The following is a 26,766-nucleotide window of genomic DNA, read 5'->3' on the forward strand; positions in this document are numbered from 1 at the left end:
AAATGCTTAGTGGAGTCGAGGGGAGTTACTACACCCCTGCCACATCAACAATTCTGGCGTTTTGTACTATATTTAGTACCTTTTAATCAATTAAACCCGACAAAACATTACCTGTATCATCACTGGCTCGTTTTGTAATGTCGCTATACACATCTAAAGTCATAGATACATCCGCATGTCCTAAGTAAGTTTGTACTTGCTTCACGCTTGCGCCCTGATCTAATGCCAATGTCGCCCATGTATGCCTTAACTTGTGCATAGATAACCCAACCGCAACATTATACTTATCACTGACATCATGTAGCCACTTATTTGGTCTCATGACCTGCAACGTATGCCCATGATTATTGAATACATAATCATCCCCGCTTTTATGGTTACTGACTTCATACCAATTAGACATCACAACTAACATCTTATTATCAATTTTAAGGGTGCGCCTACTTGTTTGGCTCTTAGGCGCTTTAATATAGGTACTACCATTTAAACCACGCCCCAACGCTTGCATAATACTTATATATCCATTGTCAAAGTCTATATTTTGCCATTGTAAAGCGAGTAGTTCCTCGGTTCTCATCCCCGTGAATGCACCTAATCTAAGCAACGTATAGGCTTGCTGATTAATGTATTTGTATTGGCTATCTAGTACGTCAACAAACGCCTTGAACTCGTCAACATCCATAAATTGCCTAGGCTTATTGATTGATCTGCGTGCCTTTGGCATATCTACCTTGGTAAATGGGTCTACATCAATCATATCCATACGCACTGCAATATTTAATAGTCTTTTGAAATAACCTGTTATCTTACGATAATGCAATATTTTACCCTGCATTGTGTTAATATATCGTTGTAAGTTCAATGGCTTAATATCAGTTACCAATATATCGCCCCACTCGGGGATGATATGGATGTTAAAAACGTTCATTGTTTTATTGAGCGTACTTTCTTCCACAGTATGCTGATAGGTATCAAGCCACATATTATACAACTCTTCAACGGTCATCACGTTTGGGGTTGTTTTTTTGTTGTATTTACTTTGGCCATTATCAAACAAAACACTTTGATTATTAAACCATTGTCTAGCACTTTGTTTGCTTTCAAATCCTCGTTTCTTTACACGGACTTTTTGACTACTATTAATTAAATACCCATTTACTTCCCAAACTTTCCCTTTTGGTGTGTCAATTTGCTGAAATTTCATGTTATACCTCTTTGCTACAAGCGAGTAAGCAGAGATTTAGATAAAATAAAAAAGCATGTTCACACGCTTTCATTATTTCACATTATCATGTTGTCTTGCCCTTGCTTAACTCTTTTTTAAACTCCTAATCATAATAATGGCGTACGGCTTCATCTATTTCATCACGATCATAGCGTAACCCGTGTGCTGTTGGATAGGCTCTCACTTTACCTGTATTCACATAACGTTTGATAAAAGTATTGTCTGCAACACTAATATATTTGTGCGCTTCATTGCGTTTCATCCACTTTGGCCATAACTGGCGATGTTCTGTGTTTGCTGTCATCTAGTCTCCTTTCCACAATTCAAGTATTAATTTATTCACGTATCGCTCAATGCCATTAACATTGATATACTTAACCGCCAATGCTAATGCTAACCTGCCTTTGTAGACTAAGTGTATGCTCATTGACTGTGCGACATAAACATCAAAGCGTTTTGAATACTTGTTTGCATTCACATTAGCTGTTCGTTTACTCGCCATAGGGTGTGTTTCTTGATAGGCTCTGGTCTTATTGCCGTAAGTTGTATAGCTCAAAACATAGTTTATAGCTCTGCGATTAGTTAGCTTTCTAGTCATTAACTCATCCATAACGAGGTTGAATACATACACATAAAACATAGTGCTTTCTTTCTCTGCATAGGTTTTTTCTGGTCTCGGCAACCTATTCATATAATCTTGAATATCCATAAAAACTTTCTCACTAGTAAAAGGCAACCTCTACATTTTAATGTTCATAAGCTAAGTCCTTGCAAACACTACATTTAAGACAGCCACACTGTATACCTTTTTATATTTTATTCATTAAAACAACCCTCAAAATACCTTTATAACAGTTTTTAAACGTGATTATTGCTATTTTAAAAGATGTCATTTTGTTCAGTTTTGTCTACCTATTCAATGCCCCTCAATTCTAGCTCGGTCTCAAATTTAATTTGCGCACTGCGTGACTTTTGTTGTAATTGCAAATACTCTGCCCATATCTCTTGTAACTGCTCTTGTGACGGTTCACTCTTAGTAAAATCACTGGCTTCAAATCGTTCAACGTTGTAACCAAACATATTTAATGTCAACTCAAGCATTTTTGCTTTGTGTCTAGTGAGTTCTAACTGGTGTGCTGTCATAACGTCGTGTGTCTCTTGATTATGATTAACTTGTTCAAGAAACTTGATGTGTCTACGCTGTTCAAACAAATAGCCAATCATTGCTATAAATATAAAGCCAACTATATAATTCATTTCATCCCCTTAACGACTGCGTCATATTGTCACACTCAACTTTTCCAGTCCTTGCTTAATTGCTTCAATCTGACAAAATTCGCCAAAACTGATACTAATATCATCTGTCTTATTTTTCATTAAATCTTTGTAAGCTGTCATGCAGTTATAATAAAAATCTTTATTCATAATTCCTCTTTTCCTTATCAAATTGACTTTAAAATACTTTCAATTTACCTATTATTGACTTTGCTAAAACGCTGTATCTGTTGTGCCACAAACCTTAAACCTAAATAATTGACTTTCTCGACCTTTTCTCGAAGTCCTTATATATACGTATATATATTATTTATTCTAGTAACTTCAATAAAAAGTCAATAACATCAATAACCTTTATACACCAACGGTTACAAGCATTTTTTATGTCAATAATAGCTCTATAAAACATCTGTTTAACGTCAATCTATATACTTAATATCCAAAAATCGCTTAGTTGCTTTGCCGTGTTCATCATCTAAACTTGAAATAGTCACACTTTTTGAACTTTTAATACCTAAATGTTCCATACGACTGTAAAATGTGTTGCGGTTTATCGTTTCTTTCATACCCATATCTTCAACATCTCGACTAAATTGCTGATACATATACTTGGCGGTTGGTCGCCTGTCTTTAGCTTCCTCCGTATGTTCATCTAGCCACTGTGAGACAATATCAGCGCTCTTTAGCCATTCTGCTGTCGCTTTCTGGACGTTTTCGGGGATGTTTAACGTCTTAGCTCGCTCTGCGTCCATAAATAGCTTAATGACCTTACGTGTAAACGCTGGGCGCTCATCTAATAACTCGGCTTCATCAAAATAATCACTCTTGCCGTCTTTGGTAGTAAACCCCTTACCTTGCGTTGTGAGTACCAATGGTCTACGATCTAATCCGCTATCTCGTCTAATGTTGGGTAAGTCATTAGCTGAAAAAAATAGTGTGGCATAATTGACGATACTAAAAGCCTGCACACCCTTAGATTCCACTTCAAATCGTTCTTTACCACTCACAGCTAGTTTGAGGTTCTCTGTGTTTGGCATGTAGTTAGCTGGTATATCACTGCCAATGTTTGCATACTTACCCACTAGCCCAACCGTTTTGAATTTATCCCCAAATGCTTGTAAACTCAATTCACTGACGTTACCGCTATACAGTTTCTGACCAATATAAGTAAGCGCCGTGCCTTTTCCGTTACCACCTTTACCATACAAAATGACAAAGTTTTGAAAGGGCAAGTAATTACGTTTAAAGCCATAACCAATAAACTTGTATAATAGCTCTGCATTTTCATCCCCTAACAGTCGGGTAAAAAACTCGTCCGTCTTGGGTGTCGGTAAATCTTTATCACTAACTGGATAATCTAACCCACCTAAAGCATGGTACTGTGATGCGTTTGGCTTAATTTCTAACGTCCGCATATCCAATGTGCCATTAGTAAAGCTAACCATATAAGGCTTATCAGTAAAATCGATATAATCAGCCACATCTTTTACTGTGATTACTCGGATTAAGTCCACAATATTTTTGACTTGCTTGGCACTGGTTAGCTTTTTATGCTGTTTTAATAGTGTCGCCACTCTTGAACTTAACGCATTATCTGCCTGCTTCACATTCTTGTACCGTTTCCAATACTGACCGTTAAACAAATACCCTGCTAGATTATTGTTATCAGTGTAAAAATTAGTCTCTTTCGCCACAAACTCCGCTAATCGTTCAACATTCACTGTCGTCTTGCTGATTTCGCCTGTCTCGTTGTATTGCACATCCAACCAACTCGGCACTTTGTTCGTAACTTTTGGCATTGGTGTTGTATCAATCTCTGCCATAGCTATTTATCCTCATTATTTTACGTTCCTCTCGCCTTCTTGCACTCATATACACCTTGCCTAGTTCATCATGGGGTAATGGTTCGTTACTGCGTTCATTGGTAATTTGTAAAATATCGTAAATGCTTTGTGGCTCAATATTTAAGGCAAACAAATACCCTGCTAAGCTCATCGCTTGATCGTTGCGTTGTCCTGTCTCAAAGCCATTTTTGACCATTAACCAACGGTCTACATTGCTGTATCTGCTCGTTGATTTTGTCTTTGATGTATTTGTACCACCGTGATTATTTGCAAGCTGATACACCCACTCTGGCGCTTGCTGTATCGTCTCAAAAGGGGTAATTGCTCGATATGGTTGCTGATTGATAACACTGGGTGCAACAATGACCCCATGTTTGTTAGTCAAAAGGTCTACACCTTGCAAGGCGCTGACTTTCTCTGCTGGCTTAGTCTTGCCCTCGGTGATGAGATAAAAAGCGTGTAGTCCACCACTGGCTGTCCGTTCAACATAAGTGTCTTGGATAGTCTCTGGGTTGATGTCGTGCGACTTAAACCATGCGCTAATGCTTTTCATACCATTGTGTTTATGCTTATCAATATCAACCACAATTAAATTACTCCGTGACAAGTCAATTCCCACATTGCCGTCTTGATACTCTGGATGTCCGTTTATCCAGTGTTTTAAATCATCCCCATTTTTAAAACTGTTATTGTACCCACCGCTGACTGCATTGTGCTTCTGATTAGGTAGCGCCATAAACACATAAGCACCTGTCTGTTGATATTGTTTGATTTGTTCCCACTTAGCCACTGTTACACCCTGCCTTTAAGCGTTTGCAAACGTGTCTCAACTTCATTAAGGTCAGTCCCTATCCTTAACACCATGCTAATGAGTTTTTGTGGCTCTTTCTGATACCTAGCTAAATTGACAAGGCTCTTTGCACTCATCACACTTTCTAAGGCGTGATTAACCGCTACTCGTTGTGATTGTGTCATGCTTAAACCCTCGCAAATCTTTCTTCATGCTTCAACAACGCATTAATGATTGTTTGTTGACTATTAACACTCTTTTGTAAGGTGTTCACTGTTTCCCAAAACTCGTTACTTGTAACAATAAGATACATGCCACCGTGCGCTTGGCGGTTACTCCCGATTAAATACCCACGTTTACGCAAATCTGCGACAATATCACTCACACGCTTTTTATTAATCCGCAATAAGTAAGCCAACTTCTCCAATGTAATTGCTTGCGCACGTCCCGCGGGCAATGTATTTAGTATCTGCTGTTCAATGTTTGATAATGGTGTTTCTGTCATTGTTGGTCGCCTCGCTCGAAACTGTCTAACCAATCGTGAAATCTAATTTCATCTACAGGCTGAAACGTTTTTTTGTTTAAATCAACGCTGAACATTGGTTCGTTAAATAACGAGTTGATGTAATCAACTTGAGCCAATGTAATATAAAATTTTGTATTTTTATCCTTATCCATGTTAAAATGTGTATAGCAAAAGCCATGATATAGGCGTTTGTAGCAAGGCTCATCCGTAAGTTTGGTCGCTCGGGGATGTGCTTTTTTTGTGCCCTTTTTCATGCTTTGCCGTCCTTTCTATTTAGTTACTTGAAATAATTCACGTTCAATGGCTTTAATATCATAGATCACTACTTTGTCATGTTTATAACCTGTGATAAGTCCTTGTCGTTTCCAGCTTTTAACCGTTCCCAAACTCACATCAAAATGTTCCGCCACTTTCTCAGCTCGTTTCCAGACATGCGTATTTTGTCTGAACTGAAATGCCAGTTCTGCTAGTTCTTCCATTAGATCATCATTACTTACTGCCATATCATCCCCTAATAATCAATCGTGTGGTGGCTCTGTCTAACAACTCATAAGCTTGCATGATTTCAAACTGTGCTTGTTCGTTACCTGCTACCCTGTCACTGTTAGCAATGTCAACCAAGGGCTTATACATGCGCTCTAACGTTCTCACATACACATTGCTCATGCTTTGCGTTCCTCCTTTAGACTATCTCCAACAACCACACCCATAATAAAGGCGCTACCTACTACAAATACAAGCCCGATAACTTGTGCTAACCATAATGTCATTCTTAGTCCTCCTTTTCTGTTTGTGCTTGATTTTCTAAACCGCCTTGCACATTCTCGTTATCTTCCATACGGTCATAATATTTGAGTTGCATGTCTTCCAAATCTTTCAACATGTTAATGACTGTTGGCGTTGTGATATGGTCGCCTGCTTTCAAGCTATCAACCAATGTGAGCGCTAATGTTTCTTGTACATCCTCAAGCGCGCTGTTCGTGTCCTTGATAACTTCTGCTTCATTAAATAGTGCGTTTGATACTGCCATGATAATTTCTCCTGTCTCGTTGCTTTTATAGTGATTCACTCTTGCACTTAATATCCTTACTTGCCTTTAAATGACCTTGCTTGTCTGGTATGATTAGTGTATATGTAACCAACTGAACATTATAAACGTAACCTTAGGTACGTATCGTTATTTATAATTTACACTTTGATACCTTAGGTTACAACGAGCTTTATTGTTTCTTAACTTAGTTTTATTTTTAGTTAACACCTTTATTTTTTCTTAATATTTAAGCGAGGTACATTATGTCTGTGACTGCTAACCGTATAAAAGAATTACGTACACAAAAAAAGCTCACCCAAAGTGAACTTGCTGAAATAATCAACACATCCCGTGTAACCATTTCACGTATTGAGAGTGAGGCACGCCAGCCCTCTTTTGCCATGCTCTCATTGATTGCTAACGCTTTAGATACAACTATGGACTATTTACAGGGCAAAACAGATAATGTGCTTAAAACGTCTCAAACTAGCTCTGATGACGGGGATGATAAGCCACTTACTCCCAACCAACGGCGCATAGCATATAGTATTGACCCCTCTGTGTCTGACGAGGAACGCGAAGACATTATAAAAATGGTTCATCTCGCTATGAAACACCGCAGACGCATTTAATTCGAGGTTACGCCTATGACTAACCTTGAATACGTATTAAATTTATTGCCTGATTATGCTTTTTACTTTATTGACGTGTCATCCCCGAACTTTCATGGCTGTATCGACTATGACAGCAAAGCCATATATCTTAATGAGAATGACAACGATTATGTACAGCTTATGACAGCCCTACATGAGTATGGTCATGCTGACGATAAGCCCTCTGATTATTCAAGCAAGAGGCATTACAACACGCTATTAGCTGAAAAACAAGCCAATATAACGGCAAAACGGTTACTAGCTGACTTATTTCCAACCAAAAAAGCTACCTACTATCAGTAAGTGACTTGAACTGTTATATAAAAATGACATCTCCTCTGATTATTCAAACAGGAAAACATATAAAACACGACCTGCTGAAAATCAGGATTATTAGGCAATAAAACATTCTAAATTAGACTCTGTTAATGAATGTATCGAAATTTTCAACTTCATTTAATAAATTTATGTTATGAATTTTTGTATAAAATTACTGTAGAGAGTATTGAATATGGACATTAAAGTAAAAAAAATGTTTGAACATTATAAAATAAAATATTGTTTGTACAAACATTCTCCTATATACACGATTGCAGACGCTCAACAACTTCCTTTCATTTCTGATATTTATGAGGTTAAAAATCTGTTTTTAAGAAATCAAAAAAAAACTGCCTATTATTTGTTTAGTCTACCAGTAAATAGTTCTTTAACGCTTAAAGACATTGCCTATATTACAATGAATAAAAAAGTTAGTTTTGCCTCTGACCAAGATTTAATGAATATACTATCAGTATCTTCAGGTAGCGTGTCCATATTAAATGCACTAAATGATGATAATAAATCAGTTGAATATTATATTTCTAATGATATTTTAACAGAAAACAACGTGGCATATCATCCAAACCAAAATAATGAAACAGTTGTTTTCAATGGCTCAGAAATTACAAAGATTTTAGATGGTTATAAATTACACGTACTATAATCTGGGTATTGATTGTCTAAACAATATAAGCTCCATACTATTAAAAAAGGTTTCATAAATGAATACATATCTTCCAAAACGTATTGTCGTAAATTCTAATAATAGTCGTTTTTTTGCTATACTAATGGCTTTTTCCGGTGGCGTATCAGATGTTTACTGCCATATATACTTTCATGGTCTAGTTGCAACTCAAACTGGAAACGTGATTTTATTAGCTTCTGATTTATCTCAAAAAAATTGGTCTCAAGTAATCCCTAAACTATTGTCGATACTTACATTTTCGCTCGGATTTCTCGCAGGAATTTGGATCAAAGAAAAAAACGATCATTATTTATATTGGCGGAGTTACACAATGATTCCTGTTGTAATTGCTAGCCTACTAATTCCCTTTGCACCATATGACTTCCATCTACTTAAACTATGCTCGTTGGCATTTGGAACGGGTCTCCTAATGTTAACCTTCACAGGAGTTAGAGTTGAAAAAAATCAATACACAATAATGATGACTTCTGGTAATTATCGTAGAATGTTAACAGAATGGTATTACTATCTCACATCAAAAAATAAATCAGCCATTTTAAAACGTAATGCTGAAAATTACACTATAGTTGTCATCTCTTTTCTAACTGGTGCCTGTCTTCTAGCTATTGTAAACCTTTTCTGGGGTCCATATACTATTTGGCTAGCATCTATAACGTTCTTTTTAGCATTTATGATCGAATTTTCCCAAGCTTCGCGAAATAATTAGTTAATCAATACAGAATGGTAAATAAAAATACGTGCCAGAACCACGTTAAAAGCAAATGGAAGAGAAAAAATGAATTTAGTAATTACTATTATTAGCCTTTTAGTCGCCGTAGAATTTCTATACATTATGTATTTAGAAACTTTTGCTACAACATCCCCAAATACAGCCAAGACATTTAACATGTCGGAAACTGATTTACAAAGTAAAAAAATACAGACTTTGTTAAAAAATCAAGGTGTTTACAACGGTTTGATTGCAGTGGGTATAATTTATTCACTATTCTTCACACACAACTACCACAACAGCTTACTTGCTATTATGATCTATATTATTTTAGTAGCTTTGTATGGTAGTTTCTCATCTGGAAATAAATCTATATTTTTCAAGCAAGGCACACTGGCTGTCATTGTAGCAATTTTATTATTGATTAGTTAATTTTATAAGCACTCACAGAGTGCGTACATACGTGCCAAGCGTTCACGTTAAAAAGTTAAAAATAACAAGAATGCAATGTTTGAATACGAAATCTAAAAAAGAAGACATCAATGAGTAGAAAAGACAAACCAAAATTAAATACCCTTTCACTAATTAATCACATGAAATCGAAGGGAATAACTTTTTCATTAATTTCAGAAGCCGAAGCAGAGCAATTTTTAGATACCAAAAATTACTATTTTAAAGCAACATCTTATCGCTCTAATTTCCCAAAAACAAATAGCAAATATGTAAATCTCGATTTCGCATATTTAGTAGAACTCGCAGCAATAGATGTACAGCTTAGACGATACCTTTTTGAAGTCGCTATGAATGTTGAACATGGGCTCAAAGTCAAAATGCTTGCAATCATTAACAATAATGACCAAGAAGACGGATACACAATAGTTGATGAATTTAAAAGTAGATATCAGAGTTACTATAACACTACTATTGATTACATGAAAAAGAGTAAATATTCTCAGGATTTATACGCAAAACATAGCAAAGATCTTTCCGTCTGGGTTTTACTTGAAACAATGTCATTCGGAGCACTCACAAAATTTATTGAATTTTACGCTAAAAAATACCCAAGTAAACAATTAAATACATTTGTAAATACAATGCGCTACGCAAAAAATATTCGTAATGCTGTAGCTCATTCATCTCCAATATTGATTAATTTGTTTACTTCGAAAGAATTTGTTCCAAAACCCTCAGCTGTGGTATCAAACTTTTCCCGGATTCATGGAATTCAGAGACAATTTATTCAAGACATGAAAGTACATGATTTGGTAGCATTGTTTTATTTGAATAGACAACTTTCGAGTGAGCGCGCTAGATATCATACAGAGAAAAATGGTCGCGAAACACTAAATCGTCTGACACGACACAAGGAGTATTTCCAAGGGTTGCCATCTCTTCAACAATTTGAAATCGTATTCTCTCAAATTCTTGACACTCAAATCTAGATATAGTATTATTAATTTACGGAAACATTGGTAAGCCCGATGGCTTGTGAGATGGTATCAAAATTCAAGTTGTACATAAAAAAGCAAATTCTAAAATCTCATTAGAATTTGCTTTTTCTTTATATATTTTAAATTGCTCAACATTTTTCTAGTATAGATCACTTCAGAAAGTGTGACCTTGTGACCAGCAAAATGTAACCTTTTTGTAACCTGTGACAACGTTTGCGACGCCTTGTATAGCCCTTTATAGCAACGATTAAACGCGTGTTAATGTAGGTATTTGTTGGTATTACCATGCTAGAAAATACTAGAATTCATGTTGGAAAATACTGGAGTTACATGTTAGGTTTTGTTAGAGTTTTTGTAACCTTGCATGCTAACATTTTTGTAACCTTATATGCTTGCATGTTTGTAACATTTGATATTGTCAATTCATCCCCATATATAATAAAAAGCCACGCTCTAGGTTTGATCTAGGTCGTGGTTTTATTATGTCTATTTTAAAGCAATATAAGCTGTTTTAAGCGTTGTTAATCGTTTATAGTATAATTTACACCATTTTATATTTAAGACGCTTATTCAACGTTATTATCGACTGATTACGTAAATCTCACCCCTTTTATGCGTCGTCAAGTTCTGGGTATTCGGATATAATCTGATTTTTTATGGTTCGTCTAATTCTTTTTATTTGGGGATGTCCCTTTTTATGGTGTCCAAAATGTACAGATAATTTGCATATCTCATTCTCGAAATTAATTTACATTTGTAGTCTTACACAATTTACACCCCGCCCTCGTGTATCAGAATAGAGAGCGCTCACATATCGTCATCTTGTAAAAATGTTCAATTTTCAAAAGTTTTTTTCTGTTAATTATGGGTGCCTGATTTACTGTTACATTAGCATTCTTTGTTGTAAAAAGTACCCGCTAAACCGACCCTATTTTACTTTCCTTTATTAGCGGGCGCGTCCGATTGACAAGAAAAAAACACTTTAGTAGTATTTAATTCATAAATATTACTAGGAGAAAAAACATGTTTATAATTGAATTAACTTACATCAAACCGATTGCTGAAGTTGAACATTTTTTGCCAGCTCATATTGAATACTTAGATAAGTACTATAAATCAGGGCATTTTATTATGTCTGGTAGAAAAGAACCACGAACAGGTGGCATGATTGTGGCTCAGGCCGAATCTTTGGAAGAGCTAACACAAATCTATAATACCGACCCATTTTTTATAAACAATATTGCTTCCTTTAATATAACTTACTTTGTTCCTTCAAAATGGGCAGAACAAATGAATAGCTATTTGTCATAGTTTGTAACGCATGATAGCAACGATTAAATGTCTGTTAATGTAGGTGTGTCACATATGTAAAACAGGTCACTATCACTCTGAGTGATAGCGGATTCAATGTAATTGATAACGGCTAATTTATTGATTAGTTTTTCTGTAAACATTTTTTAAAACCAAAAGACAAGCCATAATGTAATGTGCGCTCGTCTACTGTTTATCCAACAAGATTCATCTTTAATTGCTGTACCAATATCCTAACTTCATCACGTGTCTTTCTAAACTGATTTTGAATAACCTCTTCTGGTCCTGTGGTGCTAGCCGGGTCAGTTAACGGCCAATGCAACCTTTTAATATTGGCTGGAGTAACAGGGCATTTATCATTGGCATCTCCACACAACGTAATAATATAGTCACAGTTAAATAAAAAATCGTTATCAATTAAATCGGACGTATGATTAGATATATCAACTCCCACTTCTGCCATAACACTTACAGCTCTTTGATTTAATCCATGTTGTTCAATACCTGCACTCTTAATTATCCAGTTCTTAGGCATAATATCTTTCGCAAACCCTTCTGCTATCTGACTACGGCAGGAATTTCCTGTACACAAAAAGTAAATTTTCATTAATCTATTCCTTTAAATTTATAAAATACTGTTGTACAACTAATTATACCTGATACTAAATAAATCCATATTAATAAACCTATTTTGGGTTAATAACTTAAAACTTATAACGTGTAGCCCCAACCAGCGGGTTCCTATTTACGTCTTTTGTAATGTACATATAGCATGTCTTACAACAAAACATGCTAATAACCATAAATGTTTGTGCTACCCCTAAACGCCTATTTTTAGTTAGAAATGCCTTTATATCAGCATTCTATATGAAAAAATCACCTTTAAAAAATTTTTGATTTCTGCATTCGTAAGATTTCAGGACGCCACCTTGTGACGCTCCCCTCCAACAACCCCACCCCGGGTTTTTTTATAAAAACCAATATTAAGGGCATATGTACCTGATTTTTTAGTAATATGTCATACTTTTTTAGTGAACTGGTCAACTAATTGAACATACCTATAAATCCTAACGGCATTGGTAATTGCTTTATGTGAACCAAAAATTTCTACATTTTCACGAATCACTTATTGAATTTCAAATTATTTTTTTGTTTAGTTCTTTGAATTTGACAACAATCAATCTTCTTCCAATCATTCATCACGTTTCTTTATTACAAACAAAAAGCACTGCTTTTACTGCAATGCACAATATCTTAAATGATTAAAACTCACAGTTATGTGTTAGAGTCTTTAAAATGATGATGCCATTCCATTAATTTTACTCTTGGTCCTTATAAATTAGTATATCAGACCTTTTTAAATAATGGTTTCATAATTATGGGTGCTAGTATCGTTGAAACAATTACGGCAACAACAAATTCTGCTGACGTATCATCATTAATAATCTGTGATGATATACCTATTTGAATAATTACAAGAGCCATCTCACCTCTAGAAATCATCCCCGCTCCTATTGCGTTTGCAACATTAACATTTAAACCTGAAAGTCTTGCTCCCCATAAAGACCCGATAAATTTGGTTGTAACAGCCAACACACTAAATATTATAATAGCTGTTAGCTTGTTCCCTAGTCCTTGAATCGCAACTTCAAGACCAATAGATCCAAAGAATACTGGATAGAAAAACCAATTACCAATTTTTGTACTTAAAGCACCTACCTTATCAGAAAAATTAAATTTTCTCAATACTATTCCTAAGGCAAAAGCAAATAAGGGCAATAGACTATTTATCCCTAAGGCGCCTCCGCCTACAAAAACAGAGAATAACGTCACAGCAACCAAAGCAATTATATCATCCAACACAGCTGCTGAAAGTATAATTGCCCCCATTGAAGTCGCTAATTTCTTTTGTTCGGCTAGTACAGCTAATGTGATTGAAATAGACGTTGCAGAGAAAACAACCCCCGCAAATATAGCAGTTTGCATATTATATCCAAGCAATAGAAATGCAATCGGGAAAGCAATTACTGGTAATAGCACTCCCATGATTGCAATAAGCGAAGAGGCCTTAATATATTTTTTCATTTCTTTTACATCAGACTCTAGACCCGAATTTAACATTAACAAAAAAATACCTGTCTCAGCAAACAAGTGAATTAAATAGCCTGGTTCTACTACATTCAACAAACTAGTTCCTAAAATGATACCTGACAATAGTTGTCCAACAACTTCAGACAACCCAAACCAAGTGCCTATTTTCCCAAGTACAACAGTAACTATAACTAGCAACAAAATTAATAGATATTCCATTATTTCTCCTAACATTTAAAAAGCCCCAAAAACAGCTAGTTCCCCGACTAACCATTCTTGAAGCTTACGCCCAACCGTTCAAATTTAATTACGTTTACTATATCATAGTTTTGATGTTCAAATCAAATTTGATCATCTAGTTACATTTTTTTATTCCTGCAATTAATTTTTGTGATGTTCTAGCACAACTGAATTCATACTACTTTGTCGGCTCACTCATTATACAATCTTGCCCGTGGTCGCTCTATCTTGCTGACAATGGCGTTTAATTCATTATTTAGTGCCACAATATAGCTAGTTGGTGCTACGATATTATAGAACTCTCCAAACGCTCTATTTTCGCGATATTTGAGCTTGTACATGTCTTTTAACTCTGGTGTAAGCTTGAGACTAAACTCGTCTAAAACACGCTTAATTTCACGTATAAACGGCTCGTTGTCTCGTCTATATTGATTATCACTATCTGGGTACTTATCTATGTACTCAATCTGTAAATCTATCATCCCCATAAAATAACTTCTCAATATTTCACGATTAGTCCATTGGTTTGTCATAGTTACCTCTTTAATGAGTTGGTATTATATGAATATTATACTGTATATATACAATTTATTTTAGTATATATGCTGATTATGTACCACATCCTGCTGATGTGCTAAATATTTCCCATTTAGACAAATAAAAAACGGCTTAAATGCCGTTACACTGCCTACTCGCTCGGTTATAAAAAGTACCTAAAAAAGTACCTAAATGTGTGAAATGCTATGAAATACAGTGCAACGTTTTTCATAAGAAAAGGCGCTACATCAAGGTTTTTGAAACCTTATGCAACGCCATGAAATGCTTAGTGGAGTCGAGGGGAGTCGAACCCCTGTCCAAGCCACCCGGTACATCAACATCTACGCTTATAGTCTTGTCATTTAATTTTCATGCCCTGTAACGCCACAAAACGAGGCTCACACAAGACACTAACCTGATTCATTTAATTCATGTACTCCAGATGTAAATACACAAACGATCTGACCTTCTATGACCTGACTTCAGACGCCAGCAACCAAAGCCAAGTTACGCTTCACTGTGTTTTAAGCAGCGATTGCGAAAGAGTTTTCATTTTTTGCAGTTAAAATATCTGCCCGTTTTTACGCCCGGATGGCGAAACGCAGTCAATGCCCTAAATAGCCTGTCGAATTCCAAAAACGACCCCAAAATATAAATAGTTACCGACAATAATGTCCGTAACTATTATACCATACTAGAAAGCTCTGAAGCGCGCCCGTCGCTGTGCAATTAATTCATCAGGCGTTAATTCATTTAATCGTGTAAATTCATCATCCAGACGCTTACGAATTAAGTTAAAGACGCGGGGATGGTTACGTGATTCAGGAATAATGTATTCAATCACGTTTTTGTTCAGTAAATCCTTAGGCGTCAATCCCATCACACCAGCTGCTTCGTCAGAACGCTTACTATCTTTCCACAATATTGAGGCAAATCCTTCTGGTGATAAAATTGAATATGTCGCGTTTTGGAACATCCAGACTTGATCACTCGTTGCTAAAGCCAATGCGCCACCTGAGCCACCTTCACCATAGATAATTGCAATCATAGGGACTGTGAGTTTCATTGACTCTAAAATCGACTTAGCGATAGCTTCTCCTTGTCCTTGTGCTTCGGCTGTTTTACCAGGGAAAGCACCAGGTGTATTGATAAAAGTAACAATTGGTCGGTGAAATTTGTTAGCTTGTTGCATCAAACGCTGTGCCTTACGGTAACCCCAAGGTTCAGGTGAGCCATTTCTTTTGCTCAACTTATCATTGATATCAATACCTTTATCAATGGCAATAATAGTTACTGGCTTACCATTCAATGCGGCAATACCACCAATAACTGACATGTCATCACCACTTTGGCGATCGCCATGAAATTCAATGAAATCAGTGAAAATACCATCAATAATTTCTCTTGCAAAGAAACGATCTTCACGTGATTTTTTGACAACTTCAGCAGGTGTCAGTTCATGTCTAAATAAATTCAATCCAATATTAACTGCCATATTAAATCTCCGTCCTGTGGTGTAACTTTACTATTTTGGCGATAATTTGACCCAATTCTGCACGTGGTACAATTTTGTCAACAAAACCATTCTCAAGCAATGTTTCTACACGTTGAAAGTCTTTTGGTAGCTTTTCATGAATCGTTGATTCAATGACACGTGCACCAGCAAAACCGACCAAAGCGTGTGGCTCAGCCAGAGTAACATCTCCCTGCATTGCAAAACTGGCAGTTACACCGCCAGTGGTTGGATCAGTCAAAACAACCAAATACAACAGACCGGCTTCTTGATGTGCAGCAACTGCAGCGGATACTTTAGCCATCTGCATCAATGAATTAATACCCTCTTGCATACGTGCACCACCTGAAGCAGTGAACAAAACAACCGGTAATTGATGTGCCGTGGCGTACTCAAACAGGCGTGTAATTTTTTCCCCCGTCATTGAACCCAGTGATCCCATCATGAAGTATGAATCCATCACACCCAATGCCACTTGCTCGCCTTCAATATTTGCAACACCTGTCAATACAGATTCACCCAAGTCAGTTTGTGACTTAGCTCGTGCTAACTTTTCCGCATAACCAGGAAAATCTGGCGTTGTCATTTCAATATCAGCATCCATCTCTTCAAAGTTATCTGTCAGGAGAGCCACACGTTCACGTGCCTGTAAACGGAAACCATAGCCACATTTAGCGCAAACGCGATAGTCGCCCAACTGCTTATTGTACATTTGTGTACCACAGTAAGGACAAGCTAAAAATAGCCCATCGGGAATGCGATCGTTAACTGAGGCATCTCGTTTAATTTTTGATGTTGATCGTTGATTTTCATATAAATCCATATTAGCTTTGTGTATTCACCAATTGCCAATAACTGATGAATACACATCCTCCTATTCGTTCTGATAAAACAAAAGACACAATCCTTTAAGGTTGATACAACAATACCGCATATGGTGACCATACGCGGTATGTCTGTTTATTCGCTATCTGATAAAGTTGCCATCCATTGTGGCAAAAATTCATTTTCTAAATAGCGCGTATCAAAGTCACCACTTTGTACATGTGGATCATCTAGCAAAGCTTTTTGGAAGTCGCGACTGGTTTCGACACCTTGAATGACGATTTCATCGACAACACGACGCATTTTAATCAGTGCTTCCTCACGTGTTTTACCCTTAACAATTAATTTACCAATCATAGAATCGTAGAATGGCTGTACTTTGTAGCCATCATAAAGTGGTGCGTCAAGACGAATACCAGGACCACCTGTTGGTAAGAAGACAAAATCAATGGTTCCCGCACTCGGTGCAAAGTGCTTAGCAGGCTGTTCAGCCGTCAAACGTACTTCGATAGAATGTCCGTCAACCTCAACTTCATCTTGTGTCAGTGGCAAATCGTAACCGGCCGCTACCATGACTTGCAGCTTAATCAAATCAAGGTTAGTAACCATCTCTGTCACTGGATGTTCAACTTGCAGACGTGTGTTCATTTCCATAAAATAGAAATTGCCATCTTTGTCTTGCAAAAATTCGATTGTTCCAGTATTTTCGTAGGTAATTGCTTGAGCAGCTTTAGTCACAATCTCACCCAAGTGCTCACGCATGGCTGGTGTCATACCAGTTGCTGGTGATTCCTCAATGACTTTTTGGTTATTACGTTGCAATGAGCAGTTACGTTCTGGGAAATAAATGACATGGCCATTATCATCACGGATTAACTGCATTTCGATATGACGCACATTTTCCATGACTTTTTCCACATACATGTGATCATCGCCAACTGCGCCACGTGCTTCATTTTGAGCAGAGTCAAACTTTTCAGATAACTCATCTTCATGATACACAAACCGCATGCCTTTACCACCACCACCACCGGCAGCTTTCAGTAATAGCGGATAACCAATTTTATCAGCCACAGCTTTTGCTTCATCAAAATCACGAATAAAGCCATCCGATCCTGGAATAATGGGGACACCAGCTTGTCGCATTTCTTCACGCGCATTTGACTTATTGCCCATTAAATCAATAGTTTCAGGTCGAGGGCCAATCCATTTAATACCAACTTCACCAACCATTTCTGCAAACAAAGCGTTTTCAGATAAGAAACCATAACCAGGGTGAATAGCCTCAGCGCCTGTCAAAAGTGCAGCAGTCAAAATATTTTTCATATGTAAATATGAATCTTTTGGCTTTGGACCACCAACTGCAATAGCTTCGTCGGCTAACTGCACATGTAGACTGTCTTTATCGGCCGTAGAATAAATCGCAACTGAAGCGATACCCATTTCTTTTAACGTTCTGATAATACGCACCGCAATTTCGCCACGGTTTGCAACCAATACTTTTTTAAACACAATTAATCTCCAATGATGAATGTTAGTTCTGCCGTCGTCGCCTTTTTGTCATTAATCCAAACAATACCTTTACCAGTACCAATTGGACCACGTAGACGTTCAATATTCACTTCTAACTTCAAGCGGTCTCCTGGACGTACCATTTGACGGTAACGGGCCTTTTTAATACCACCAAAGTATGCCGTCTTACCTTTATATTCAGGCATTGATAATAAAGCAACAGCACCTGCCTGTGCTAATGCTTCGACAGTTAATGCGCCGGGAAAAGTTGGATTTCCTGGAAAGTGGCCTTGGAAAATTTCTTCGTTAATTGATATATTTTTGTAGGCAACAACGCGTTCCCCAGGTACAAGTTCTTCAACTGTATCCAACATTAACATAGGATAACGATGAGGAATAATTTCCATAATTTGTTGGGTATTTAATAAGCTCATTTGTCTTTCTAACGTATCATTTATCTGTGTAACAAAATGATAACGCCTTTCCTCCTATTCAGGTATGTACGCGGTTAAAACCGCTTTGATTAATCTTCTGTCACAACATAGAGTGGCTTATTATAATCAACCACTTCTTCGTTTTCAACAAGAATATCAGAAATAGTCCCAGAAACTTCACTGTGAATTTCTGTCATCAATTTCATAGCTTCAATAATTGCAACGGTTTCACCAACCGCAACTTTATCGCCAACTTTCTTGAACATAGGTGCGTCTGGCTTAGGTTGTAGATAAACTGTACCGACCATAGGTGCAACAATTTTAGTACCAGCCTGTTCAGGAGCAGCTACTGGTTGCGTAGCAGCTTGTTCAGCTACCGCTGCTACTGGGGCAGCTGCCACAGGTGCTGGTGCTGCAACTGGGCTAACAGGTGCAACATTTTCATTCTTTGACAGGTGTAAATTAAAATCACCATCAGAAACTTGGAATTCACGTAGTGAACTGTTTTCTAAATCCGCTATTAAACTACGAATTTCCTCGATTGTTAAACTCATGAATTACGCCTCTTCATACCATTTTTTGAAAATTATAACTGCATTATGACCACCAAAGCCATAGTTCGCGCTCATAACATATTCAGGTGCTTGGTTTTGTGTTGCTTTTGTTACTAAGTTAACGACTTTAGTATCATCATCTTGTTCATCAACACCAACGTTAACAGGCAATTGGCCACGATCAATAGCGCCAACCGAAATCAATGCTTCAATAGCACCTGCAGCACCTAGTAAGTGTCCTGTCATACCCTTTGTTGAAGAAACAGGCACAGTATTTTCACCAAAGACTGTCGCAATGGCATGTGCTTCACCAGAATCATTAGCACCTGTCGCTGTACCATGAGCATTGATATATGAAATTTGGTTTGGTTCAAGTGATGCATCACGTAGTGCATCGTTGATGGCACGTGCTGCACCTTCACCATCAGGCGATGGTGAAGTCATATGGTATGCATCTGAAGATGCACCGTAACCAACCAATTCAGCTAAAATATTTGCGCCACGAGCTTGAGCATGTTCAAGGCTTTCAATCACCAAAATACCAGAACCTTCACCTAATACGAAGCCATGACGGTTCTTATCAAATGGTTTTGATGCTTCAGTTGGATCTGTTTCTGTTGACAAAGCAGTCAAAGCTGCGAAACCAGCAATACCAATTTCGTTGACAGTGGCTTCAGACCCACCAGTCAACATGACATCAGCCTTGCCTGATTGTACACGCCAGAACGCCTCACCAATGGCATTAGTAGCCGAAGCACAAGCAGTGACGACTGTATAATTCACACCCTTGGCACCAAAACGTAATGATACGTTACCAGATACCATGTTTGGAATAGATTCAGGCACGAATAGTGGGCTAACACGTTGTGGCCCTTTGTCGTGCATTTTAATCACTTGTTCTTGGATAGTCGTCAAACCACCAATACCATTTCCTAAAATAACACCAAAACGTGTTGGATCTTTAACTGTTGTTGGATTTTCAGAACCTTCAGGGGATTTCAATCCAGCATTTTCCAAAGCTTGATCGGCTGCATCAATTGCGTATTGTGAAAATAAATCCAACTTACGTGCATCACGTTTACCAACACGTTGTGCTGGATCAAACCCATCAACTTGACCTGCTACTGTGATTCCTGTCTCGCTTGCATCAAACTTTGTAATTGGCTTAATACCAATTTCTTCGTTGAAGATACCATTTAAAAACGTTTCTGTATCGTTTCCAAGTGGTGTTACTGCACCAAGACCAGTAATTACTACTCGTGACATGTTACTCTCCTTCATTAATTAAATATACAATCCACCATCAACTGTCAATGTTTGCCCAGTAATGTATGTGTTGCTTGCCAAGAACAAAGCGACATCTGCTACTTCAGAAGCCTCACCAAATCGAGACAAAGGAATATTTTTCAATATTTCAGCCTGTGTCTCTTCAGGTAGCACTGCTGTCATATCTGACACAATCATGCCTGGCGCAATCGCATTGACACGAATACCACGCCGCGCACCTTCTTTGGCTAATGACTTTGTAAAGCCAATAATACCAGCCTTTGAAGCAGCATAATTAATTTGGCCCATGTTGCCCATGAGTCCCACAACAGAACTTAAGTTAATAATAGCCCCATGCTTTTGACGAATCATTTTTTTGAAAATGGGTTGTGTGACATTAAAGGTACCATTCAAATTGACATTAACGACATTAGCAAAGTCAGCTGGTGCCATTGCCATAGCAAGTTGATCTTTAGTAATCCCAGCGTTATTGACCAAAACGTCGATACCTTCAAAGCCCTCTTGCTTATAAAGTGCTTTGATACTTGCTTCCGCAGCTTCTGCATCGGCAATATCAAATTGCAATGTCTGTGGCTTTTGCTTAAATTCAGCTAACACTTCTGGCTTAATTTCTGAACGTGCATGTAAAATTAATTGCGCACCAGCGGCATCAAAAGCTTTGGCAATTGCCAAACCAATACCACGTGATGATCCTGTAACTAAGACTGTTTGGTTAGTAAAATCTGTCATGCTTGTGATTGCTCCTTTTCGGCTAATAGCATATCGCGGACATCATTGAAGCTTGCCAAATCTGTTATCGCATAGCGCTTGACGTCCTTTGGCGCGATTTTCTTTGCAAATTTAATTAAAGTGTCAGATGGGCCAACTTCTATGAAGGTATCAACGCCATCATCCAACATACGTTGTAGTGCTTGTGCAAAGTAGGTTGGTGAAATAATTTGCTTCGTTAATGTATCAAATAAGGTGTCCGTTGAAAATGCTTCACCGGTTGTATTTGAGTAAACGGGGTAATTAAATGGGGCGAACGTTTCATTAGTTAGACGCTCAGTTAACTGCGTTGCTGCTTGAGTCAACAATGGTGTATGAAATGCACCAGATACCGGTAATTCAACCATACGCTGAATGCCTGCTTCAGTTAATGCTGTCATTGCTACATCAACATCAGCCGCCACACCACCAATGACCAACTGTGCAAAGGTATTGTAATTAGCCGGATAAACGCGCTTACCCTCTGACTGTAATTTTGCCAGCACATCTTTAACTAATTGTTGATTGTCTCCCATCACAGCGACCATTTTACCAGGATTAGCTTCACCAGCAGTCTGCATATAAATGCCCCGGTCTTTGATAATAGCAACTGCTTGGTCAAACGATAATGCACCAGCAGCTGTCAAAGCCGAATATTCTCCCAAACTTAATCCCAATCCCGCAAGTGGTGTTGGTAACGCGTCGCCCAAAGCATTTACAATCGCCGTACTCATTGCAAGAATAGCAGGTTGTGCATATGCTGTTTGAGAAATTTTACTATCATCATTAGCAACTGATTGTAAATCATAACCCAATATATTCGATGCGCGATCAATCGTTTCTTGATAACCTGGTAGTGCGTCATACAAGTCAGAACCCATACCGGCTTTCTGTGCCCCTTGACCACTAAATAAAATACCTAATTTCATGTTTAACCCCGTATACTATCTATTTACGAAGACTGTACGCCTTCTAAACTTATGATAGTGTTTTATTCTCAATACCCATTACACCGGTAGCCTGTGTCCAAATATCAGACAAAATATCAGCAGCCGGCTTTTCATCTTTAATTAAGCCTGAAATTTGGCCGGCCATAAAGGCTCCGCCTTCCTTATCGCCTTCTTGCACTGCGCAACGCAGTGTGCCTGATTCCAATTTTTCGATAGCAGCAGCGTCTGGCTTTTCTTTTTGTAATTCGTTAACTTCATTTTTAACGAAGTTTTTAGCCATTTTATTTTTCAAGACACGTGCACGATTACCTAATAAGTTACCAGTTACAATCGTATCAATATCTTTAGCTTTCAAAATTTTCGCTTTAAAGTTAGGATGAATTTCTGATTCAGTTGCTGTTAGGAAGCGTGTTCCCATTTGTGCTCCGGCAGCACCTAGCATGAAGGCAGCCGCAACACCACGACCATCCCCAATACCACCAGCTGCAATCACTGGAATATCAACGGCGTCAACAACCTGAGGCACCAAAGCCATTGTTGTCAACATACCAATATGACCACCAGACTCCATACCTTCTGCAATAACAGCGTCAACACCCTTTTTCTCCATCATTTTGGCGAGAGAAACAGACGGTACAACAGGCATAACAATGATCCCAGCAGCATGCAATTCATCTAAGAAAGGTGATGGATCACCTGCACCTGTTGCCACAACTTTAACGCCTTCTTCGATGATAACATCAAATACTTCACGGATATGACGACTCAACAACATCACATTAACGCCAAAAGGCTTATCTGTCAATGATTTCACACGCTTAATTTCTCGGCGTACATCTTCGCCGTGCCAATAACCAGTACCAATAAATCCAAGGCCACCAGCTTCAGAAATTGCTGCTGCTAATGCACCTGTTCCGGCCCACGTCATCCCGCCTTCTACAATTGGGTATTTCATGCCTAACTTTTTAAAAATTGGGTTGTCTACGTTTACTACCATTATGTTTTCCTTTGAATATAATTATGTACGTGACCATAGCTGATCACTTGATACATTAAGCTGCCAATTGTTCCTTAACCTTGTCAACCAAATCTTGGGTTGTCTTGATATCTTCGGCAACAGCCAACTTAATGTCGAAATCATCTTCAACACGGTTCAACACTTCAAACAAGTCCAATGAATCGGCATCGATATCATTTGTCAAATCTGTTGTAAGCGTTACTTCGTCTTCTTCCAAATCAAATTGGTCAACCAAGATTTCCTTAACCTTGTCAAAAATTTCTGCATCTGTCATTATAAGTCTCCTAATATTCGTTTTATGTATTGTCGTTAGATTTTTACGGTGCAGCCGATCTACACCGATTATTTTAGATTTTCCAAATTTGAGCGCCAACTGTTAAGCCACCGCCAAAGCCAACAAAGGCAATTGTTTGGCCAGGATGAATAATTCCAGCTTCTCTTAACTCATCTAATAAAATACCAATACTTGCTGCACTCGTATTACCATTGGTTCCCATATTCATCGGGAATTTGTCAATTGGTTGTCCAAAGCGCTTAGCAATAGATGACACAATTCTTGCATTTGCTTGATGTAATAAGTAGAAATCAACATCATCAGCAGCCACTTTCGCCTTTTTCAAAGCACTTTCTAACGCTTCAGGCACTTCACGCGTGGCAAAATTATAAACTTCTCGACCATTCTGGTGAAAATATGGATCTAAACTAGATATTTCACCAGAGAAAGGGTTACTGTTGCCAAATTGTCCGGCAACTAAATTTTCCCCTTTATCACCAAAAGTACGTAGTTCTTCACCAGCTAGGCCAATTGCATCTGATGTGCGTTCAATCATTACACCAGCAGCGCCATCGCCGAATAATACAGCCGTTGTTCGGTCATGCCAATCGACTAATTTTGATAACACTTCGGCACCAATTACAATACCGCGTCGATAACGCGTTAATAAACTTGTGGCAACACTCAAACCATAAACTAATCCGGAGCAAGCCGCACTCAAATCAAAAGCAAACGCCTGATTGGCGCCGATTGCGCCTTGAACAATCGCTGCAGTACTAGGTGACAAGGCGTCTGGTGACATTGTACTGACAATAATAAAATCGATACTCTCTGCCGTCGTCCCTGTCTGCTCAAGCAGCTTTTCTGCCACTTTCGTAGCTAAATCACTGGTGTTTTCAGTGACAACAACATTACGTTGATGAATGCCAGTTCTACTGTGTATCCATTCATCATTTGTGTCCATCATCGTGCTCAACTCGTCATTAGTCACCTGTCGACTTGGAATTTGCCTTGCTGATGCCACAATTTTTAGGTGTTCCATGGCTTCCCCTATTTAATGTTTAATAACATTTGCTAAATAACATACCAAATTATGGATGGCTCGTTGGACAATAACGGTCTCTTGCGGTGCCATGTCTTTTAACAAATTATGTGTTAAATCACGATGAAATCCTTGATGTGCACGATAAACCACTCGTCCCTTGTGTGTTAACCCCAAACGAACAACGCGACGATCTTTGTTAGATCGTCGTCGCTCAATATAACCTTTATCGACTAATTTATCGATGGCAGTCGTCATCGCACTGGGTGTTAAGTGTACAATCTTTGCTACCTGTGATGCACTTTTCTCCGAGTACATCGAAACAGCATCAATGGTGTGCATATCTTTCAAAGTAATATCTGAAAAATCACTCTGCTTTAAGGCAGCTTCTTCAATCCACATCACATTATTGAAAACATCAACTAATTCACCGTTTAACGATTCAAAATTTACTGGTACTGTTTCATTCATTAGTTTCATCTGGTGCAACAACGAACATCAGCTCTGCCGATGTTGCTGTCTTCCCGTCAACTTTTGCTTCCACAATCACGCTCCCCATATTTGCGCGAAGCTTACCAAAAGTAACATGCAACTTCAAAACATCACCAGGTACAACCATTTTCTTGAACTTGGCGTCATCAATACCTGTCATATAAGCTGTCTTACCTTTAAATTGGGGTGAAGACAAAATCAAGATTGAGGCGGCTTGGGCAAGTGATTCAATAATTAGAACACCTGGCATTACTGGATTGCCTGGAAAATGACCTTGGAAAAATTGTTCATTAATTGTGACGTTTTTAACCGCTACAATTGATTCGTCTGGTACCATCTCCTCAACGTAATCCATATAGAGAATGGGATAACGATTGGGAATAAGATCCATAATTTCTGTTGTTGTAAGAACTGGCATAATTCACTAGCATGATTTGACTAAAAAAGCACTTAGCCAAAACACATTTCCTTTCGTCAAATACTTCGATAATCGAAATATATAATAGTCAAATTATCTCATGATTTATTTCGATAGTCAAACTAATTTTTAAGAATTAATAAAAGCACCCGCTATAGGTGCTTAAAAATTAAGAATAATTAATCGTTGCTGCCACTCAGAAATAAAATCATCTGATGCCCATTCATGAACACGCGATGTGTTATAGCCAACAGCAACATTGTAATAAACATTATTGCCAACTTTTAATGGGGCGGGGTGTAAGTGCAGATGGCCGGTAATTGTATTAATCGTATATGATTTATCTAAGATATGGCCGACCTGTTCACTTCCCAGTAGCGCGTTAGCCATATCTAGTCGCGTATTACCGTTTGGAAAACGTTTAATGTAGTCACGTCGGGGAACAAAATGTGACACAACGACAGTTTGCTTCTGCCCTGCAGCTTTTAACTGTTCTGACAACTGTGACATATTACGATTAAAGCGCTCTTTATCTGAAACAGGTTGTTTAATTCGGCGATCATACCAGAACGCCGCCTTAAATTGTGCAATCTGCTCTTCTGTGTAATCATCACCAACAAAATCATAATTGTACCAACCGTTATTGCCAATCAAGCGAACTTCTGGTGTTAAATCAATGAACTTATTATGAAAGTACAAGGGATCAATATCACTTTCTAACTCTTCGTAAGTCACTCCATAACCCATATCATGATTGCCGGCAATAAATCGAATCAACATTTTATCACCCAGGGCTTCTTGCATGTCGCGCGCAAATTTTAACGATTGGTTAAAATCATTAAATAAATCACCGGCAATCACATAAATATCTACCGCATGATTCAACAAATATAATGCTTGAATGTGCATCATCCGCTGGACATCCAACTTATTGAGATCAAAATGATTATCTGATGAAAACGCAACTTTCACAAACAAAACCTCTTTCAAATAG

General features: G+C 37.9%; 36 protein-coding genes and 1 other RNA gene. 7 read left to right on the plus strand and 30 right to left on the minus strand.

Going from position 1 to position 26,766, the window contains the following annotated elements; genetic code table 11:
* Positions 1-82 precede the first annotated feature (82 nt).
* The 12 genes from C5L21_RS08430 to C5L21_RS08485 all read right to left on the minus strand — a co-directional run bounded on the left by C5L21_RS08430 (position 83) and on the right by C5L21_RS08485 (position 6,690).
* The gene (locus tag C5L21_RS08430; protein WP_085699857.1) at positions 83-1,204 is read right to left on the minus strand and encodes a tyrosine-type recombinase/integrase; all 1,122 of its coding nucleotides are present in this window, start codon (positions 1,202-1,204) and stop codon (positions 83-85) included.
* Between the two features lie 124 nt (positions 1,205-1,328).
* The gene (locus C5L21_RS08435) at positions 1,329-1,529 is read right to left on the minus strand and encodes a hypothetical protein (RefSeq protein ID WP_133286262.1); all 201 of its coding nucleotides are present in this window, start codon (positions 1,527-1,529) and stop codon (positions 1,329-1,331) included.
* Positions 1,530-1,934: a hypothetical protein gene (locus tag C5L21_RS08440; RefSeq protein WP_085699853.1), complete on the minus strand. Its 405-nt coding sequence runs from the start codon at positions 1,932-1,934 to the stop codon at positions 1,530-1,532. It lies immediately after the preceding gene.
* 203 nt (positions 1,935-2,137) lie between these two features.
* On the minus strand, positions 2,138-2,482 hold the full coding sequence (locus tag C5L21_RS08445) for a hypothetical protein (RefSeq protein ID WP_085699851.1): 345 nt from the start codon (positions 2,480-2,482) through the stop codon (positions 2,138-2,140).
* A gap of 437 nt (positions 2,483-2,919) precedes the next feature.
* The gene (locus C5L21_RS08450) at positions 2,920-4,323 is read right to left on the minus strand and encodes a DNA primase family protein (RefSeq protein ID WP_085699849.1); all 1,404 of its coding nucleotides are present in this window, start codon (positions 4,321-4,323) and stop codon (positions 2,920-2,922) included.
* The gene (locus C5L21_RS08455; RefSeq protein ID WP_085699847.1) at positions 4,310-5,134 is read right to left on the minus strand and encodes a bifunctional DNA primase/polymerase; all 825 of its coding nucleotides are present in this window, start codon (positions 5,132-5,134) and stop codon (positions 4,310-4,312) included. The genes C5L21_RS08450 and C5L21_RS08455 overlap by 14 nt, the downstream gene beginning before the upstream one ends.
* Before the next feature lie 2 nt (positions 5,135-5,136).
* Entirely contained in the window at positions 5,137-5,319 is a 183-nt protein-coding gene (locus C5L21_RS08460; protein WP_085699845.1) for a hypothetical protein, read from the minus strand.
* A gap of 2 nt (positions 5,320-5,321) precedes the next feature.
* Positions 5,322-5,639, minus strand: a complete 318-nt coding sequence (locus tag C5L21_RS08465; RefSeq protein WP_085699843.1) for a hypothetical protein — start codon at positions 5,637-5,639, stop codon at positions 5,322-5,324.
* Complete coding sequence (locus C5L21_RS08470) at positions 5,636-5,914, minus strand: hypothetical protein (RefSeq protein ID WP_085699841.1); 279 nt, start codon at positions 5,912-5,914, stop codon at positions 5,636-5,638. Before C5L21_RS08470 ends, C5L21_RS08465 begins: the two co-directional genes overlap by 4 nt.
* 15 nt (positions 5,915-5,929) lie before the next feature.
* Entirely contained in the window at positions 5,930-6,163 is a 234-nt protein-coding gene (locus C5L21_RS08475; protein ID WP_085699839.1) for a hypothetical protein, read from the minus strand.
* Between the two features lies 1 nt (position 6,164).
* Positions 6,165-6,326 carry a serine/threonine protein kinase gene (locus C5L21_RS08480; RefSeq protein ID WP_085699838.1) on the minus strand — a complete coding sequence of 54 codons (162 nt, stop codon included), beginning with the start codon at positions 6,324-6,326 and terminating at the stop codon, positions 6,165-6,167.
* Positions 6,327-6,432: 106 nt separating this feature from the next.
* Complete coding sequence (locus C5L21_RS08485; protein ID WP_085699836.1) at positions 6,433-6,690, minus strand: hypothetical protein; 258 nt, start codon at positions 6,688-6,690, stop codon at positions 6,433-6,435.
* Positions 6,691-6,953: 263 nt separating this feature from the next.
* On the opposite strand from C5L21_RS08485, the gene C5L21_RS08490 reads away from it, so the two are divergent.
* From C5L21_RS08490 to C5L21_RS08520, 7 genes are all read left to right on the plus strand, one after another.
* Positions 6,954-7,322, plus strand: a complete 369-nt coding sequence (locus C5L21_RS08490) for a helix-turn-helix domain-containing protein (protein WP_085699834.1) — start codon at positions 6,954-6,956, stop codon at positions 7,320-7,322.
* A 15-nt stretch (positions 7,323-7,337) separates the two neighbouring features.
* Positions 7,338-7,646 (plus strand): ImmA/IrrE family metallo-endopeptidase, encoded by a 309-nt coding sequence (locus C5L21_RS08495; protein ID WP_085699832.1) that lies wholly within the window; start codon positions 7,338-7,340, stop codon positions 7,644-7,646.
* 208 nt (positions 7,647-7,854) lie between these two features.
* A complete protein-coding gene (locus tag C5L21_RS08500) occupies positions 7,855-8,325 on the plus strand; it encodes a YbaK/EbsC family protein (RefSeq protein WP_085699830.1) in 471 nt (156 codons plus the stop codon).
* Between the two features lie 58 nt (positions 8,326-8,383).
* Positions 8,384-9,073 carry a YoaK family protein gene (locus C5L21_RS08505; protein ID WP_085699828.1) on the plus strand — a complete coding sequence of 230 codons (690 nt, stop codon included), beginning with the start codon at positions 8,384-8,386 and terminating at the stop codon, positions 9,071-9,073.
* Positions 9,074-9,142: 69 nt separating this feature from the next.
* On the plus strand, positions 9,143-9,508 hold the full coding sequence (locus tag C5L21_RS08510; RefSeq protein WP_085699826.1) for a DUF1304 domain-containing protein: 366 nt from the start codon (positions 9,143-9,145) through the stop codon (positions 9,506-9,508).
* A gap of 110 nt (positions 9,509-9,618) precedes the next feature.
* Entirely contained in the window at positions 9,619-10,518 is a 900-nt protein-coding gene (locus C5L21_RS08515; protein ID WP_085699824.1) for an Abi family protein, read from the plus strand.
* Positions 10,519-11,550: 1,032 nt separating this feature from the next.
* Complete coding sequence (locus C5L21_RS08520; protein WP_004901108.1) at positions 11,551-11,838, plus strand: YciI family protein; 288 nt, start codon at positions 11,551-11,553, stop codon at positions 11,836-11,838.
* Between the two features lie 193 nt (positions 11,839-12,031).
* Here the strand turns inward: C5L21_RS08520 and arsC are convergent, their stop codons facing one another.
* The 18 genes from arsC to C5L21_RS08610 all read right to left on the minus strand — a co-directional run bounded on the left by arsC (position 12,032) and on the right by C5L21_RS08610 (position 26,744).
* Positions 12,032-12,445, minus strand: coding sequence for an arsenate reductase (thioredoxin) (gene arsC, locus C5L21_RS08525; RefSeq protein WP_004901110.1), 414 nt, complete (start codon positions 12,443-12,445; stop codon positions 12,032-12,034).
* A gap of 740 nt (positions 12,446-13,185) precedes the next feature.
* A complete protein-coding gene (locus C5L21_RS08530; RefSeq protein WP_004901112.1) occupies positions 13,186-14,148 on the minus strand; it encodes a cation:proton antiporter in 963 nt (320 codons plus the stop codon).
* Between the two features lie 212 nt (positions 14,149-14,360).
* A complete protein-coding gene (locus tag C5L21_RS08535) occupies positions 14,361-14,702 on the minus strand; it encodes a hypothetical protein (RefSeq protein ID WP_004901115.1) in 342 nt (113 codons plus the stop codon).
* Positions 14,703-14,993: 291 nt separating this feature from the next.
* Positions 14,994-15,352: a transfer-messenger RNA gene (gene ssrA, locus C5L21_RS08540) on the minus strand.
* Positions 15,353-15,400: 48 nt separating this feature from the next.
* A complete protein-coding gene (accA, locus tag C5L21_RS08545) occupies positions 15,401-16,201 on the minus strand; it encodes a carboxyltransferase subunit alpha (protein WP_004901118.1) in 801 nt (266 codons plus the stop codon).
* A gap of 1 nt (position 16,202) precedes the next feature.
* The gene (locus C5L21_RS08550) at positions 16,203-17,042 is read right to left on the minus strand and encodes an acetyl-CoA carboxylase carboxyltransferase subunit beta (RefSeq protein WP_004904324.1); all 840 of its coding nucleotides are present in this window, start codon (positions 17,040-17,042) and stop codon (positions 16,203-16,205) included.
* Positions 17,043-17,179: 137 nt separating this feature from the next.
* Entirely contained in the window at positions 17,180-18,556 is a 1,377-nt protein-coding gene (accC, locus tag C5L21_RS08555) for an acetyl-CoA carboxylase biotin carboxylase subunit (protein WP_004907451.1), read from the minus strand.
* Positions 18,557-18,558: 2 nt separating this feature from the next.
* On the minus strand, positions 18,559-18,990 hold the full coding sequence (gene fabZ, locus C5L21_RS08560; RefSeq protein WP_004904327.1) for a 3-hydroxyacyl-ACP dehydratase FabZ: 432 nt from the start codon (positions 18,988-18,990) through the stop codon (positions 18,559-18,561).
* Between the two features lie 89 nt (positions 18,991-19,079).
* The gene (gene accB / locus C5L21_RS08565; protein ID WP_004901127.1) at positions 19,080-19,544 is read right to left on the minus strand and encodes an acetyl-CoA carboxylase biotin carboxyl carrier protein; all 465 of its coding nucleotides are present in this window, start codon (positions 19,542-19,544) and stop codon (positions 19,080-19,082) included.
* 3 nt (positions 19,545-19,547) lie between these two features.
* A complete protein-coding gene (gene fabF, locus C5L21_RS08570) occupies positions 19,548-20,810 on the minus strand; it encodes a beta-ketoacyl-ACP synthase II (RefSeq protein ID WP_085699822.1) in 1,263 nt (420 codons plus the stop codon).
* A gap of 18 nt (positions 20,811-20,828) precedes the next feature.
* On the minus strand, positions 20,829-21,560 hold the full coding sequence (gene fabG / locus C5L21_RS08575; RefSeq protein WP_004901131.1) for a 3-oxoacyl-ACP reductase FabG: 732 nt from the start codon (positions 21,558-21,560) through the stop codon (positions 20,829-20,831).
* On the minus strand, positions 21,557-22,507 hold the full coding sequence (locus C5L21_RS08580) for an ACP S-malonyltransferase (protein WP_040176581.1): 951 nt from the start codon (positions 22,505-22,507) through the stop codon (positions 21,557-21,559). The genes fabG and C5L21_RS08580 overlap by 4 nt, the downstream gene beginning before the upstream one ends.
* A 49-nt stretch (positions 22,508-22,556) precedes the next feature.
* Positions 22,557-23,525 (minus strand): nitronate monooxygenase, encoded by a 969-nt coding sequence (locus C5L21_RS08585; RefSeq protein ID WP_004901137.1) that lies wholly within the window; start codon positions 23,523-23,525, stop codon positions 22,557-22,559.
* 55 nt (positions 23,526-23,580) lie between these two features.
* On the minus strand, positions 23,581-23,820 hold the full coding sequence (locus C5L21_RS08590; protein ID WP_004904335.1) for an acyl carrier protein: 240 nt from the start codon (positions 23,818-23,820) through the stop codon (positions 23,581-23,583).
* Positions 23,821-23,893: 73 nt separating this feature from the next.
* On the minus strand, positions 23,894-24,862 hold the full coding sequence (locus C5L21_RS08595) for a beta-ketoacyl-ACP synthase III (protein ID WP_004901144.1): 969 nt from the start codon (positions 24,860-24,862) through the stop codon (positions 23,894-23,896).
* 12 nt (positions 24,863-24,874) lie between these two features.
* Positions 24,875-25,333: a MarR family winged helix-turn-helix transcriptional regulator gene (locus tag C5L21_RS08600; RefSeq protein ID WP_004907458.1), complete on the minus strand. Its 459-nt coding sequence runs from the start codon at positions 25,331-25,333 to the stop codon at positions 24,875-24,877.
* Entirely contained in the window at positions 25,326-25,772 is a 447-nt protein-coding gene (fabZ, locus tag C5L21_RS08605; RefSeq protein ID WP_004901151.1) for a 3-hydroxyacyl-ACP dehydratase FabZ, read from the minus strand. The genes C5L21_RS08600 and fabZ (C5L21_RS08605) overlap by 8 nt, the downstream gene beginning before the upstream one ends.
* Before the next feature lie 162 nt (positions 25,773-25,934).
* On the minus strand, positions 25,935-26,744 hold the full coding sequence (locus C5L21_RS08610) for a metallophosphoesterase (protein ID WP_085699818.1): 810 nt from the start codon (positions 26,742-26,744) through the stop codon (positions 25,935-25,937).
* Positions 26,745-26,766: the final 22 nt, after the last annotated feature.

This window comes from Leuconostoc citreum (genome assembly GCF_004354555.1).
Classification (GTDB): domain Bacteria; phylum Bacillota; class Bacilli; order Lactobacillales; family Lactobacillaceae; genus Leuconostoc; species Leuconostoc citreum.